At 65.4% G+C, this 13,782-nt stretch carries 15 protein-coding genes; 14 read left to right on the forward strand and 1 reads right to left on the reverse strand.

The window, feature by feature from the left end; translation table 11 throughout:
* The first annotated feature begins 100 nt into the window (after positions 1–100).
* The 5 genes from ACO05N_RS18405 to ACO05N_RS18425 all read left to right on the forward strand — a co-directional run bounded on the left by ACO05N_RS18405 (position 101) and on the right by ACO05N_RS18425 (position 6,182).
* Complete coding sequence (locus tag ACO05N_RS18405; RefSeq protein ID WP_422058425.1) at positions 101–1,135, forward strand: sigma-70 family RNA polymerase sigma factor; 1,035 nt, start codon at positions 101–103, stop codon at positions 1,133–1,135.
* Positions 1,136–1,163: 28 nt separating this feature from the next.
* Positions 1,164–1,643 (forward strand): hypothetical protein, encoded by a 480-nt coding sequence (locus ACO05N_RS18410; RefSeq protein ID WP_422058427.1) that lies wholly within the window; start codon positions 1,164–1,166, stop codon positions 1,641–1,643.
* A gap of 77 nt (positions 1,644–1,720) precedes the next feature.
* On the forward strand, positions 1,721–2,818 hold the full coding sequence (locus ACO05N_RS18415; RefSeq protein WP_422058428.1) for a helix-turn-helix domain-containing protein: 1,098 nt from the start codon (positions 1,721–1,723) through the stop codon (positions 2,816–2,818).
* Positions 2,819–3,072: 254 nt separating this feature from the next.
* Complete coding sequence (locus ACO05N_RS18420) at positions 3,073–5,568, forward strand: PAS domain S-box protein (protein WP_422058429.1); 2,496 nt, start codon at positions 3,073–3,075, stop codon at positions 5,566–5,568.
* Positions 5,565–6,182, forward strand: a complete 618-nt coding sequence (locus ACO05N_RS18425; protein WP_422058430.1) for a response regulator transcription factor — start codon at positions 5,565–5,567, stop codon at positions 6,180–6,182. The genes ACO05N_RS18420 and ACO05N_RS18425 overlap by 4 nt, the downstream gene beginning before the upstream one ends.
* Positions 6,183–6,207: 25 nt before the next feature.
* Here ACO05N_RS18425 and flaF read toward each other — a convergent pair whose 3' ends face one another.
* A complete protein-coding gene (gene flaF, locus ACO05N_RS18430; RefSeq protein WP_422058431.1) occupies positions 6,208–6,567 on the reverse strand; it encodes a flagellar biosynthesis regulator FlaF in 360 nt (119 codons plus the stop codon).
* Positions 6,568–6,736: 169 nt separating this feature from the next.
* Here flaF and motA point away from each other — a divergent pair, with 169 nt between their 5' ends.
* From motA to ACO05N_RS18475, 9 genes are read left to right on the forward strand one after another with little or no spacing between them, the layout of a single operon-like run.
* Positions 6,737–7,621 carry a flagellar motor stator protein MotA gene (motA, locus tag ACO05N_RS18435; protein WP_422058432.1) on the forward strand — a complete coding sequence of 295 codons (885 nt, stop codon included), beginning with the start codon at positions 6,737–6,739 and terminating at the stop codon, positions 7,619–7,621.
* A complete protein-coding gene (locus ACO05N_RS18440) occupies positions 7,596–7,928 on the forward strand; it encodes an STAS domain-containing protein (protein WP_422058433.1) in 333 nt (110 codons plus the stop codon). Before motA ends, ACO05N_RS18440 begins: the two co-directional genes overlap by 26 nt.
* Complete coding sequence (locus tag ACO05N_RS18445; protein WP_327519224.1) at positions 7,925–8,290, forward strand: response regulator; 366 nt, start codon at positions 7,925–7,927, stop codon at positions 8,288–8,290. The genes ACO05N_RS18440 and ACO05N_RS18445 overlap by 4 nt, the downstream gene beginning before the upstream one ends.
* A complete protein-coding gene (locus ACO05N_RS18450; RefSeq protein ID WP_422058434.1) occupies positions 8,287–10,443 on the forward strand; it encodes a chemotaxis protein CheA in 2,157 nt (718 codons plus the stop codon). The genes ACO05N_RS18445 and ACO05N_RS18450 overlap by 4 nt, the downstream gene beginning before the upstream one ends.
* Positions 10,440–10,931: a chemotaxis protein CheW gene (locus ACO05N_RS18455; protein ID WP_422058435.1), complete on the forward strand. Its 492-nt coding sequence runs from the start codon at positions 10,440–10,442 to the stop codon at positions 10,929–10,931. The genes ACO05N_RS18450 and ACO05N_RS18455 overlap by 4 nt, the downstream gene beginning before the upstream one ends.
* A gap of 1 nt (position 10,932) precedes the next feature.
* Positions 10,933–11,811 (forward strand): CheR family methyltransferase, encoded by an 879-nt coding sequence (locus tag ACO05N_RS18460; protein WP_422058436.1) that lies wholly within the window; start codon positions 10,933–10,935, stop codon positions 11,809–11,811.
* Positions 11,808–12,860 (forward strand): protein-glutamate methylesterase/protein-glutamine glutaminase, encoded by a 1,053-nt coding sequence (locus tag ACO05N_RS18465; protein WP_422058437.1) that lies wholly within the window; start codon positions 11,808–11,810, stop codon positions 12,858–12,860. The genes ACO05N_RS18460 and ACO05N_RS18465 overlap by 4 nt, the downstream gene beginning before the upstream one ends.
* The gene (locus ACO05N_RS18470; RefSeq protein WP_294017182.1) at positions 12,861–13,250 is read left to right on the forward strand and encodes a response regulator; all 390 of its coding nucleotides are present in this window, start codon (positions 12,861–12,863) and stop codon (positions 13,248–13,250) included.
* Positions 13,247–13,780, forward strand: coding sequence for a chemotaxis protein CheD (locus ACO05N_RS18475; protein ID WP_422058438.1), 534 nt, complete (start codon positions 13,247–13,249; stop codon positions 13,778–13,780). Before ACO05N_RS18470 ends, ACO05N_RS18475 begins: the two co-directional genes overlap by 4 nt.
* Positions 13,781–13,782: the final 2 nt, after the last annotated feature.

A 13,782-nucleotide genomic window follows, 5' to 3' on the forward strand; every position in this document is an offset into this window, starting at 1 on the left:
TACGTATAGGAGCAGTTCACTCCTATTTACTGCGATCAGCGATCATTCCCCTGCAGCCGGAGCAGACATCGCGACGGCAAAGACGATCGAGGGGACGATCATGTCGAACACCACCGCCGCGCTTGAAGTTGCCGTTGCCGCCGTCATCGAGAACATGGCCAAGGACGGTCAGCCGCAGACCAACCGCCAGCGCGTTTATGGCGAGCGCGCCTTCGCCCAGGTACTGAAGCTGCTCGCCCCGCGCATCCGCCACTTCATTCGCCAGTACGGCCTCGCCGCGCATTGGGACGATGCCGAGCAGTGCTGCGCGATCGGTGTCCATCGCGCGATCCAGGCCTATGATCCCGAGCGCGCCCAGTTCACGACTTTCGTCAACTGGCAGCTGCGCGGCGAGCTGCAGAGCCTGCGCTTCCGCGTCATGACCGACCAGCGCCCGTCGGCGAAGAAGGTCGAGGCAACCACCGTCTCGCTCCATGCCATGAGCCTGGGCGCCGAAGGCGAAGCCAATACGTTGGAAAGCATGATCGAGGACGAATGCGCCCTGGAGCGCACCGAAGCGGCGGCCGGGGAGCATCTCGCGGTCAAGACCCGTGAAGCGCTGCTCGACGCCTATGTCGATCATCTGCGCGGCGTCGCGATGGAGCAGCTCAAGCGCCGGGCCCGCAACACCCGCTCGATCCAGGTGCAGGACCCGCGCCTTCCCCGCTATCGTGCGGGTGCCGCGATCATCGATCCGGCCGAGATTGCCGAGCTGGAGGAAAAGCTGGAGGCCCAGCGGCGCACGGTCGCGCGTCGCCTGTCGGACGACGCCGCCGATATCGAGATGGAGGCCGATCCGCAGGAGCGCGAGCGCCAGCGTCAGGTCGCCAAGCGCGCGGCCAAGACGATCGCCGACATCGCGGCAGCCGACCCCCGTTTCGGCGGCATGTTCGAACGCCCCAAGGCGACGCCGCGTCGGCGCGCTGGCGACAAGATCGACACGCCCCCGATCGGCGTGCTGCCCGATCACAATGCACCGCATAACCGCCTGAGCCGCGTGATTGCGGTGGTGCCGACCGCGATGGAAGAGACCCCGGCCGTCGAGCAGGACGAGCGCGAAGCCGCGCTGGTCCGCGGCGTCACCCGTTCGCGCTGAGCGTCATCCCGTGATCCGCGAGAGCATCATGACCGCTCAAGGAAGCGCCGACGGCCTCATGCCGTTCATCGATCCCGGCCTCGACGAACTGTCCCGGGAATTCTGTCACAGCGCCCGCCATTGGTTCGACCAGTCGGGACATCTGATCGCCGTCTGGGGCGTGGGCACCAACGGGCATTTCGGTGTCAGCTGGGACCGCTGGCTCAAGCGCCAGGAAATCGCCCCGCTGCGCGCCGCGCGCAGTTGTGAACGGCTCGCCGCACAATTGCTCGAGCGGGTTCGCCAGCGCTGGCCGCTGGGCATGGCACCGCACAGCATCGGGCTGATCACCGACGGCAGCGGCGTGGCCGTTGCGCCCGAGGACCCGTGGCCACTCGCACCGGGCTGGCTCGACCGCCGCATTGCGCGTCCGGGCAGCCTCGTCGCGCTGCGCCGCTTCGACCCGGCGGGCAACTGGGCGCTGATTTCACAGCCGCCCCGATCGCTCGCCGCGCGCCGGGCGGGCTAATCGATTGCCAGCTAGAAGCTTGGAGTCGTTCAGGATGCCTGCTATCCTATACCAAAATGAGTATAGGAGCTCGGGGCATGGATGCTCCCGTCATTTTGAGGACTGCGTTTGCTCCCGGGGCGGTGCCGGTCGACCCATATCGGGCGTTCATCTTCCCCAATCACATCCGCGAATTGCGTCGGCGGGCAGGATATCAGAAGCTGATCGGCCTGGCGCATCGCCTGCCGGGACTGACCTATATCCGCCTGTCGAAGATCGAGCGCGGCGAGGTTACGGCGCGGGCGCAGGAACTGGTCGAAATCGCAGCCGTGCTCGGCGTCACGCCGGACGCCTTGCTGGTCGATGTCGACGCGCCGGATTTCTCGATCGAGGATTGGGCGACGCCCTTTGTCAGCGCGCCGATCCTGGACCTGGAGCGCGAGCAATTCGCGGTGCTGCTCGCCGCAGCCGTTCGACATCTGCGCTCGACCGATCGGGCGCTGACCATCCAGGCGATCGGCGAGCGGCACGGGATCGCGCCGGTCAACCTGTCGCGCATCGAAAATGCGCAACGCAGCTTCGAGGAGTGGAATGCGCCGACCCGGCTGGCGATCGCTGCATTGTTCGATGCTGCGAGCGAGACGGCGTTGCGCGCCCGTATCGACCAGCTGCACCGCGCCGGCGATCTCGACCCATGGATGGCGTCGGTCAGCGATCCGGATGCGCGTCTGCGCCGGACCCGTGAGCGGATCGACGCGTTGCGCGCCGAGCTGCGCGGCGAGGCCGCGGGCGGGGCAACGAACGCCGCGACGATCCCGACGGTCGGCGATCCTTCGGCGACGATCCCGGTCCGCGGAATCGCCGGTCCGGACGGGCTGGTCCTCGACCAAGAAACGGGGGAGCGCATCCCGCCTCCGCCCGGATGCGGTGCCCAGGTGATCGCATTGCGCCTGTGTCGTGCCACGCTCGGCGCCGGGCTGCCCGGTCAGGCGATTCTGTTCATCGACCCCGATCGCTATCCGGTGGCGGGCGGTCTGGCCGCAGTGCGCGAACCGCGCGGGTTTCGCATCCTTGCGGTCGCGGCGGGCATGGACGGCACGTTGGTCGGGCACAGCCAGTCGCCGCAGCGCGCGTTGCCGCTCAACGAGCTGACCCAGGACGAGGTCCATGCGGTCGTCGCTGCGCGGTTCGTCTAAGCGGTTGTAACTCAAACCATTATGGGTAAAGTCGGTGCAAGAAACCGGGTTGAGGCTGTGATGGGGGGAGCGTGGCGCCGAGCCGTATCTGGTTTCCAATGGGGTCTATTCGCGGACGATTAGCCGCGAGCTGTTTCGCGCTGGCCGCGCTGGTTTGCCTCATCGGTCTCCTTGGCTGGGTCTTCAATTACCCGCTATTGCACAGCACCATCCCCGGATATCCGCCGGTCTGGCCCCCTTCCGTTGCGACCAAATTGCTGCTTGCCGTGACGCTGGTTGCGGTCAGCGTCTCAGGCACCGTATCGCGCAGGCACGCCGCATTTGTCGGGATCGGCGTTGCCGTCGTCGCGCTGATCCTGCTTGCGATCTCGATATTCGCCGACGGTAGCGGCAGCCCCATTTCATGCCTGCTCATCCTGCTACTCGGCATCGCGACGGTGATTCTGTTCCGCACCGATCACGACGGGGCGCCGATCGCGGCGTTGGTCGCGGCGCTCGTCATCAGCTTTGCGTTGCTGACCCTGGCCGGCCTGATTCTAGCGGCCGAGGTACGCGGTGGCACGGTCCAGCCCTGGCACATCCCGATCCTGACCAATATTGCCGAACTGCTGCTCGGCCTGGGCCTGCTCCTCACCGCGATTGACCAGACGCTGGCGGAATATAGAGCCAGCGGCGAGGAACGCTGGCCATTGCCATTGCGCGCGGTGCCGGCGCTGATGGTGGCACCGGCACTCGTGCTGGCCGCCGACCTGATCCTGTTCGGCGATCCGGAATTTCCCGAGACGACCGAAATCTGGGGCATGCTGGCAAATACGCTGATCGTGGGATCGGTGCTGTTATGGGCCATTGCGCGACTGACGCGCCAGCGCTCGACGCTGCGCATCTATGCCGCGACGCTCGACGCCCAGCCGATCGCGATGGTCGACCCGGAGGGACGGATCATACACTGGTCGCAGGGCTGTCAGCGGTTGTTCGGCTTTTCGGCAGATGAAGCCCTCGGCAAGGTCAAGTCGGAGCTGTTGCACACCCGGCCGGCCGACGGGGCGGCGGAGGAAACGCTGGCGGAAGACAGCAGCGGCGTCTGGCGTCAACGGCGCTGGGTGGAAACCGCGCGCGACGGCCACGCTGTGCAGGTACTGGAGCATGCGCAGCATGTGGAGGACCGGAACCGCACCAGCGTCACCGTGCTGTCCTTTACCGACCTTGGCCCCATGCTGCACGCGCAAAGCGCGATCGCGGAGAGCGATGAGCGGCTGAGGCTGGCGGCCGAGGCGCACAGGATCGGCATCTTCGAATGGGATGTGGCATCGGGCACGCTCACCTGGTTCGCCAATACCGAGCCTTTGCTGGGCGTGCCGAGGGGAATGCTCAAGGACTTTGCGTCGTGGCAGGAATTCGTGTTTCCGGAAGATCGCGACCTGCTCGCCAAACGGCTGGAAGCCGCAGTCTGGAGCAAGGCTGACCAGATCAGCCTGTTCTATCGCCTGCTCCTGCCCGACGGGTCAATCCGTGCGATCGAGGGATCGGCGCGCTGTTTCTATGATAAATCCGGGGCGCTGGTCAGGGCGGTTGGTGTCAATATCGACGTGACCGACCGCATGGATCAGACCGCGCAGCTGGCCGCGCGGGAAGCGCAGATGCGCTCGATCCTCGAAACCGTGCCCAGCGCAATGGTCGTGATCGACATCCATGGCCGCATCCTCAGCTTCAGCCCGGCTGCGGAACGGCTGTTCGGTCACAGCGCCAACGACGTGATCGGGTCCAACGTCTCGCTGCTGATGAACGACGAGTTCGGGCTGCGGCACGACGGCTTCCTGGCGCATTATCTGCGCACGGGCCAGCGGCGGATCATCGGACGGCCCCGCATGCTGACCGCGCGCCATGCCGACGGCAGCGAATTCCCGATCGAGCTGCACGTGGGTGAGGCGGTGTATCAGGACAATCGCGTGTTCACGGGATTCATCACCGATCTGTCCGACCGATTGCGGAACGAGGAGCAGCTGGCGCAATTGTCCAGCGAACTGACCCAGATCGGCAGGATCAACGCGATGGGCGAACTCGCCGCGGCGCTGGCGCACGAGATCAACCAGCCGCTTGCGGCAATCGCCAACCATATCGCCACGGCCGAGGTGATCCTGGAGAATGAACAGATTTCCGATCCCTTGCACGAACGGCTGTTCGATCAGTTGCGCGCGACGCGGGGACAGGCGCTGCGGGCGGGCGAGATCATCCGGCGCCTGCGCGATTTCGTCGCACGGCGCGACATTGATCTGCGTGTCGAGCCGGTCGAAGCCGCGATCCGCGAGGCCAGCGCTTTGGTACTTGTCGGAGCGCAGCGATTGGACGTATCCATAGAATATGATCTTGCACCAGAGGCGCCGTTCATGTTCGCCGACAAGATCCAGATCCAACAGGTTCTGGTCAATCTGATGCGCAACGCGCTGGAAGCCTTGCGCGTTACAGCGGCCGACCAGCCGATCATTCGCATCGCGACCCGCAAACTCGACGGCGACCGCATCGAGATTTCGGTTTCCGACAATGGTCCGGGCCTGGCAAAGCCGATCCTCGACAACATGTTTCTGCCGTTCAATTCGACCAAGGGCGAAGGCAGCATGGGGATCGGCCTGCTGATCTGTCGCAGGATCGTCGAGGCGCATGGCGGCAAGATGTCGGTTCAAAACAATGAACAGGGTGGCGCCACGTTCCGCTTTGCCGTTCCAGGCGTCGAGCGGACATTGGGGGAGGAATGATGCAGAGTGTCTATATCGTCGACGATGACCAGGCGGTGCGCCAGTCGCTGCACGGGCTGTTGTCCGAACGCCCCAACCTGGTGATCCGCGTTTTCGCGTCCGGGGATGCGTTTCTCGACAATATCGAGGCAAGCGATGGCGGCGTGCTGCTGCTGGATTTCCAGATGCCCGGACGCGACGGGATCGAGGTCATGCGCGCACTGCAGGATCGCAGTGCCAAGTTCCTCACGATCATGCTGACCGGCCAGGGCGACATCTCGCTGGCGGTGAAGGCGATGAAGGCGGGTGCGACCGACTTTCTCGAAAAACCGTACGACCCGCACCATCTGCTCAACCTGCTCGACGAAGCATTTGCGCGGTTCAACGAGACGAGCGGCATCGCGCAACGCCGCGAACACGCGCGCGAGCGGATCGCACGGCTGTCTCCGCGCGAGCACGAGGTGTTGATGGGATTGATCGAAGGGCGACCGAACAAGGTCATCGCCCATCAGCTCGACCTGTCGCCGCGCACGGTCGAAATCTACCGCGCCAACATGATGGAAAAGCTGGATGTGAGCAGCCTGTCCGAAGCGCTGCGGCTTGCTTATGCGGCAGAGGTCGCAGTGCCGGTATAGCTGCCGGCACACCCACCCGCTGCGTTCAGGCGGCCATCCGGCCTTCGCCCAGCCCCTCGAGCAACGAGCGGTTGACCTCGATCAGCGGATCGATCGCTTCGCGACCCTTCATCACTTCACTGGCGTGACGATTGACCCACAGGGCGATCGAGATGATCGACGCGCGCACCGCGTCAGGGAGCTCGTTGCCCGGCGCGCCACAGGCGCTGGCGAAGGTGTCCCACATCTCGCGATTCCAGTGCAGCGCCTCCATCAATCGGCCACCGCGATAGTCCAGGTCGCGCGCCTCCATCAGTGCCGCCGTCACCTCGCGGATCAGCCGCTGTTCGGTTGCGCGGGGCGTTTCGACGAGCGTGCGGACACGTTGGTAGGCGCTAAGCGACATGCGGTTTCCTCGTTCGCGTTTACACTTATCTAGACTGGTCTGAGCCGGTCCGGTCGCACGCGCACCGGTCGGCCAACAAATATCTAAAAGATGTTCCGCGCGTCCGCCGCCCCCGTGCCCCGCCTATAATCGACGGGACCATCACTTACGGCAGGGGACCGCCACCAACATGCTTAACGGCGTCGGATTCGTCATCATCATGATCTGCGTGTTCGGCAGCTACATCATGGCGGGTGGCAAGATGGAAGTCATCCTCCATGCATTGCCGCATGAGATGATGGCGATTGGCGGAGCCGCAATCGGCGCGTTTCTGGTGTCCAACCAGATTTCGGTGGTGAAGGCGGCCGGCAAGGGCGTGGTCAAGTCGTTCAAGGGCAGCCGCTGGAAGGATTCGGATTATCGCGACCTGCTGACGCTGATGTTCGGCCTGTTGTCGGCATTCAAGAAGGGCGGCGCGACAGCGATCGAGCCGCATCTGGACTCGCCCAAGGACAGCCCGATCTTCAGCCGCTATCCGCGCCTGATCGCCGACCACCACCTGACCGAATTCATCTGCGACTATCTGCGCATGATGACGGTGAATTTCGAAGATCCCCATCAGATCGCCGAAGCGATGGAAAACGACATCGAGGCGCATCACCATCACGAGATGCATCCGCAGCACGCGCTGCAGCAGATGGCCGACGGCCTGCCGGCGATCGGCATCGTCGCGGCGGTGCTGGGCGTGATCAAGACCATGGGGTCGATCGACCAGCCGGTCGAAGTTCTCGGTGCCATGATCGGCGGCGCACTGGTCGGCACCTTTCTCGGCGTGCTCCTGTCCTACTGCTTCGTCGGTCCGCTGGCCGCCAAGCTGGGCCAGGTCATCGAAGCGGACGGCAAGCCGTTCGTGATCGCCAAGACCGCCATCGTCGCACACGCCCAGGGCATGCCGACCCAAGTCGCGGTCGAGATCGCCCGCCGTGCCACGCCGTCGGACAAGGCGCCGACCTTCCAGCAACTAGAATCCGCGCTCGAGGAGGCAAAGAGTGACTTCGCAGCCCAACCAGCCTGAACTGGCGCCGTCGCCCGGCGGCATCATCGAACTGCCCGCCCATGGCGTGACGGTCACCGCCGAGGAGCTCAAGGTTCGCCTCGTGCTCGCGGCAGATGTCGGCGGCGATCTCGTCGTCGATGCGAGCGCGGTCGAAAGTGTCGGCCAGGCCGTGCTCCAGCTGCTGCTGGCCGCGCGAACCGAAGCAGAAGCGACTGGCCATCGCTTGATCATCCAGAACCCCAGCCCCGCCTTCCTGGCCAGGATCGAGGCGCTTGGTCTGAGCGACCGATTGGGCCTGAGCCAGACAGAGGAAATGCAATCGTGAGCAAGCTGATTCTTACCGTCGACGATTCCGCCAGCATGCGCATGCTGCTCAAGGCATCGCTCAGCGCCCAGGGATTCAAGATCGAAAGCGCCAATGACGGGCGCCACGGTCTGGAACGTATGCAGGAGGTCAAGCCCGACCTGCTCATCACCGACATCAACATGCCCGAAATGGACGGCTTCGAGCTGATCGAAGCGGTACGCGGCCTGCCCGAGTTCCGCGGCACGCCGATCCTGGTGCTGTCGACCGAATTCTCTGATGAGAAGAAGGCGCGCGCCCGCTCCGCCGGCGCCACCGGCTGGATCACCAAGCCATTCGAGGCCGAAAAACTGGGAGCGGCGATCCGCCGCGTCTGCCCATGAGCGACGATATGGACGATATCCAGGCGATCTTCTTTGAAGAATGCGCCGAGGGATTGACCGCTGCCGAGCAGGGCCTGTCCGCCATGCAGGCCGGCGACGTGTCGGCAGGCACGATCGCGGCCGTGTTCCGCGCCGTGCACTCGATCAAGGGTGGCGCGGGCGCATTCGGCCATGTCGCGCTGACCGCCTTTGCACACAAGTTCGAGAATCTGCTCGATGAAGTGCGCGCCGGTCGCATCGCGCCGACCCCGGCCACGGTGGGCGTCATGCTCTCCGCGCTCGACATCCTGTCGGATCATGTCGGCGCGTCGCAGGGCACCGTTCCCCTGCCTGACGACAGCGCCTCGCTGGCGGCGATCCAGGCGATCCTCGACGCCGATCATTCGGCCCCCGCCCCTGCCCCCGAAGCGCCGTCGTCCGAGCCCGAAGCGCAGGTCGAAGCGGAGCCGGATCCGTTCGGGTTCGAACCGGTCGCCGTGACGCTGGATTTCGATCTGGATACGCCCGAGGACGTGGCCGACGAGCCCGAAGCCCCCGCCGCCGAACCGGTGTGGCGCGTCGAGTTCGGACCATCGCGCGACGCGATGGCGGCGGGTGCCGAACCGGTGCTGGTGATCCGCGAGCTGGAGGACAATGGCGGCCGCGTGGTCGCCGTCGATTGCGACGCGCTGCCCCGCCTGCGCGACCTCGACCCCGAACAGTCCTATCTGCGTTGGACTATCGAGTTGCCCGGCTGGACCGCGGAAGGCCGCATCAACGATGCATTCGATTTCGTCGCGCCGGATTCGCATATCGCGATCTCCCGCTTCGAAGTCGGCGCGCTCGACGCTGAACCCGTCGCAGACCGGACCGAGCGTCTCGAGGACGCCCGCGCGCTGATCGAACAGGTTGCGGCAGCCACGGTGGCCGCCCCGACGCTGACCGCCGTGCCAGCGGCAGCGGCACCGGCGTCGGCGGGCGACAACGGGTCGCAGACGATCCGCGTCGACCTGGTCAAGCTCGACATGCTGCTCAACCTGGTGGGCGAGCTGGTCATCCGCAACTCGATCCTGTCCGATCGCCTGAGCGCCAAGGATCAGGAGCGCGTCGAGCTGCCCGAACTCGCCCGCCTGACGCGCGAGATTCAGGACAATGTGATGAGCCTGCGCGCCCAGCCGATCAAGCAGGCGTTCAGCCGCGTGCCGCGCATGCTGCGCGACCTGATGGCCGAGACCGGCAAGCAGGTGCAGCTTCACACCCATGGTGAGATGACCGAGGTCGACAAGGGCGTGATCGAGAAGATCGGCGACCCGCTGACCCACCTCATCCGCAACGCGGTCGACCATGGCCTGGAAAGCACCGAAGAGCGCCTGCGCGCCGGCAAGCCGCCGCAGGGGACCATCGTGCTGTCGGCCGAGCAGAAGGGCGCCCGGATCATCGTCACGGTGTCGGACGACGGCAAGGGCATCGACCGCGCCCGTGTCCGCGCCAAGGCGGTGGAGAAAGGTATCATCCCCGCCGACGCGGTGCTGAGCGACGAGGAAATCGATCAGCTGATCTGTGCCCCCGGCTTCTCGACCGCCGCGACGATCTCGAACATCTCGGGTCGCGGCGTGGGGATGGACGTGGTCCGCTCCAACGTCGAGGCGCTGGGTGGTCGGGTCGAGATCGCGTCGGTCCCGGGCAAGGGGACCAGCTTCACGCTCGTCCTGCCGCTGACGCTGGCGATCCTCGACGGCATGGTCGTTCGGCTTGCCGGACAGCGCTTCGTGCTCCCGCTCGCGACGGTGATCGAGGCGATCCGGCCCGAGCCGGGTCAGGTCAGCGCGACCACACCGGGCAGCGAAGTGATCGAAATCCGTGGCGATTATCTGCCAGTCCGCCGCCTGACCCAGGTCTTCGGGTTGCACGCCAACGAGGATCGCCCGCTGCACGAAAGCCTGGTGATCATCGTCGAAAGCGAGAGTGCCGGCCGCGTCGGCCTGCTGGTCGATACGATCGACGACCGCCGCGAAGTGGTGATCAAGAGCCTGGAGCAGAATCTCCACCCGATCCGCGGCCTGGGCGGCGCCACCATCCTTGGCGACGGTTCGATCGCACTCATCCTTGATGTCGAGGCGCTTGTCGCCCCGGCCGGACAGACCCGCAACCTTCTGAGAGGACTTGCAGCATGAACGACCAAGAAAACCCCGCCGACGAGATCAAGATCGTCACCTTCACCCTGGGCAGCCGCCATTTCGGCATCGACATGCGCTCGTTGATCGAAATCCGCGAATGGGCCGAGCCGACCCCGCTTCCCAGCGTGCCGGACTATATCCTGGGCGTCACCAATCTGCGTGGGACCGTGGTGCCGGTGATCGGCCTTGCCGACCGGCTCGGGTGGACGCCGAGCGAGATCCATGCCCGCTCATGCGTGCTGGTCGTCAACATCGCGGGCAAGCAGGCCGGCTTCCTGGTCGACGAGGTCGATGACATCGTCGCCATCCAGGAAAGCGCGATCCAGCCCGCGCCCGATGTCGAGCTGCAGGAAGCGTCGGTCATTTCGGGCCTGGTCCAGATCAACGCCCGGTCGCGCGACGGCAGCGAGCCCAGCGCCCAGATGGTGCTGTTGCTCGATCTCGACGCGCTGTCGATCACCCGTCACCTGGATCTGGCTGCCTGATATGACCACGTCGCTGGCGCCTGTGCCCATGAACCCGCTGCTGTCCGACGGCGCACCGCCACTGGGCGACAGCGAGTTCGCGGCGATCGCGCGGATCATGATGACCGAGGCACGCATCAGCCTGCCGTCGACAAAGAAGGTGCTGGTGCATTCGCGCCTGTCGCGCCGCCTGCGCGATCGCCGGCTGGCGTCGTTCAAGGACTATGTCGCGTTCGCGGAAAGCGATCCCGAGGAGCTGCGTATCCTGGTGACGGCGTTGACCACCAATCACACGCACTTCTTCCGCGAAAGCCATCATTTCGACCATCTGCGCGACGTGCTGATGCCGAAGCTGAAGGCTGACCCGAGCCGTGCTCCGGTGCGGATGTGGTCGGCCGGCTGCTCCAGCGGCGAGGAAGTCTATACGCTGGCGATGACGCTGATGGGCACCGACCGCAGCCAGGCGGAATGGATGCGCAACCGCGACGTGCGGTTGCTCGCCACCGACATTTCGGAGCCCGTGGTCAACGCGGCGGCCGAAGGATTCTATGCCGCAGGCGGCGTGGATGGCGTGCCCGAAGCCTATCGCAGGGCATGGATGGTACAGGAAGGCAACGGTTATCGCATGGCAGAGGCGGCACGCGCGCTGGTCACGGCACGCGTCCTCAACCTGTTCGGCGAATGGCCGATGCGCCAGCGCTATGACGCGATCTTCTGCCGCAACGTCATGATCTATTTCGACGATGCGGCGAAGGAAGAGCTGGAGGCGCGGCTGGTCGATCTGCTCAAGCCGGGCGGATACCTGTACATCGGGCATAGCGAGCGGCTGATCGGCCCTGCGGTGTCGCGCATGAAGAGCTGCGGCAACACCATTTATCAGCGCACGGACGGTGCCGCATGAAGCCCGTTCGCGCATTGATCGTCGATGACAGCCCGTCGATGCGGGCGGCACTGACGCGCATCCTGTCGGGCGACCCCGAGATCGAGGTGATCGGTGCAGCGCCCGAGCCGCACACCGCGCGCGAGATGATCAAGGAGCTCAACCCGGATGTGCTGACGCTCGACGTCGAGATGCCCGGGATGGACGGCCTGTCCTTCCTTGAGCGGATCATGCGGCTGCGTCCGATGCCGGTCGTCATGTGCTCGTCGTTGACCGCAGCAGGTGCCGAGGTCACGATCGAGGCGCTGCGCCTCGGCGCGGTCGACTGCATCGCCAAGCCGTCGGGTGGACCGGTCGAGCTCGCGCTCGGCGCCGACCAGCTGCGCGCCACGGTCAAGGGCGCAGCGCGGTCGCAGGCGCGGCGGGGACTTTCCTCGGCCGTCCCGGCACCGCAAACGCCGACCCCGTCCCCGAGCCAGGCGCCGTTCCGCGACGTCGTCATCGCGATCGGCGCATCGACCGGCGGCGTGGAAGCGCTGTTCCGCGTGCTGGGCGAGCTGCCCACCGATTGCCCGCCGGTGCTGGTCGTGCAGCATATGCCCGCCGCATTCACCACAAGCTTCGCCGCCCGGCTCGACCGTGGCTGCGCGGTCAACGTGGTGGAGGCCACCGACGGTGCGCGTCTCCAGCGCGGCACGGTCTATATCGCGCCGGGCGGATCGCACCACATGGTGCTGGACGGCGGTACGACCGGCCGCATCAAGCTGGTCGCGGCAGACCCGGTCAACGGCCACCGCCCGTCGGTCGACATGCTGTTCGATTCGGTCGCCAAGCTGGGCAAGTCCGCAGTTGCCGCGATCCTGACCGGCATGGGCACCGATGGCGCCAACGGCATGCTGGCGATGCGCCAGGCCGGTGCGCGCACCTTTGGCCAGACCCGCGAGGATTGCGTCGTTTGGGGCATGCCGCGCGCGGCACTCAATGTCGGCGCAGTCGAAGCCGAAGTCAGCCTGTCCGCAATGGCAGGTGCCATCACCGCCGCCGCGCGCGGCAAGTACCAGGAGCGTTAAATGCCCGCCGCGTCAGCCATCCGAGTCATGGTCGTGGATGACCAGACGAGCATGCGCGCGATGATTCGCCGCGCGCTGCAAGACTTTGGATTCAAGGACATTCGCGACAAGGCGACCGCGCCCGAGGCGCTGTCCGCAATGCGCGTCGACCGGGTCCATCTCATCATCTCGGACTATAACATGCCCGAGATGGACGGGCTCGAGTTCCTGGAGACGGTCCGCAACGATTCCGTGCTCGCCAAAACGGTGTTCATCATGCTCACCGGTTCGTCCGACCGCGAGGTCGTGGCGAAGGCGGCGGCATTGGGGGTGAACAACTATCTCGTGAAGCCATTTGCGCCCGCCGCGCTGAAGGAAAAGATCGAGCGCGTCTTTGGTGATCTGTCATGAGTGTTACGACCGCCAGCAAGATTTCGATCATCCAGGGCGAGTTCGCCGTGATCGCGAAGCCCGAGGTGGTGATCTCGACCCTGTTGGGGTCGTGCATTGCCGTGTGCCTGCACGATGCGCGCGCGCGCATCGGGGGGATGAACCATTTTCTGCTGGGGGAGCCGGGTCCCGACCACAAGGTCAGCCAGACCGAGCTGCAACGCTATGGCGTGCACGCGATGGAGTTGCTGATCAACGGCATGATGAAGGCCGGCGCCGAGCGGTCGCAGCTGCGCGCGCATATGTATGGGGGCGCGAACATCATCGCAGGTCTTGGCGGAATCGGCACGGCCAATGCTGCCTTTGCCGTCCGCTTCCTGCAGACGGAAGGTATTGCCATCGGTCTCAACGACACGGGCGGGACGCAGCCGCGCAAGGTCGAATTCCGTCCTTATGACGGGAAGATCCGATGCACCTATGTCGCGGAGCCGCCACCCGTCACTTTGCCTCCAAAAATGCCGGCGCACGGCGGCGAAATCGACCTGTTCTAAAA

The organism is Sphingomonas sp. (genome assembly GCF_965227385.1).
In the GTDB taxonomy this organism is placed as follows: Bacteria; Pseudomonadota; Alphaproteobacteria; order Sphingomonadales; family Sphingomonadaceae; genus Sphingomonas.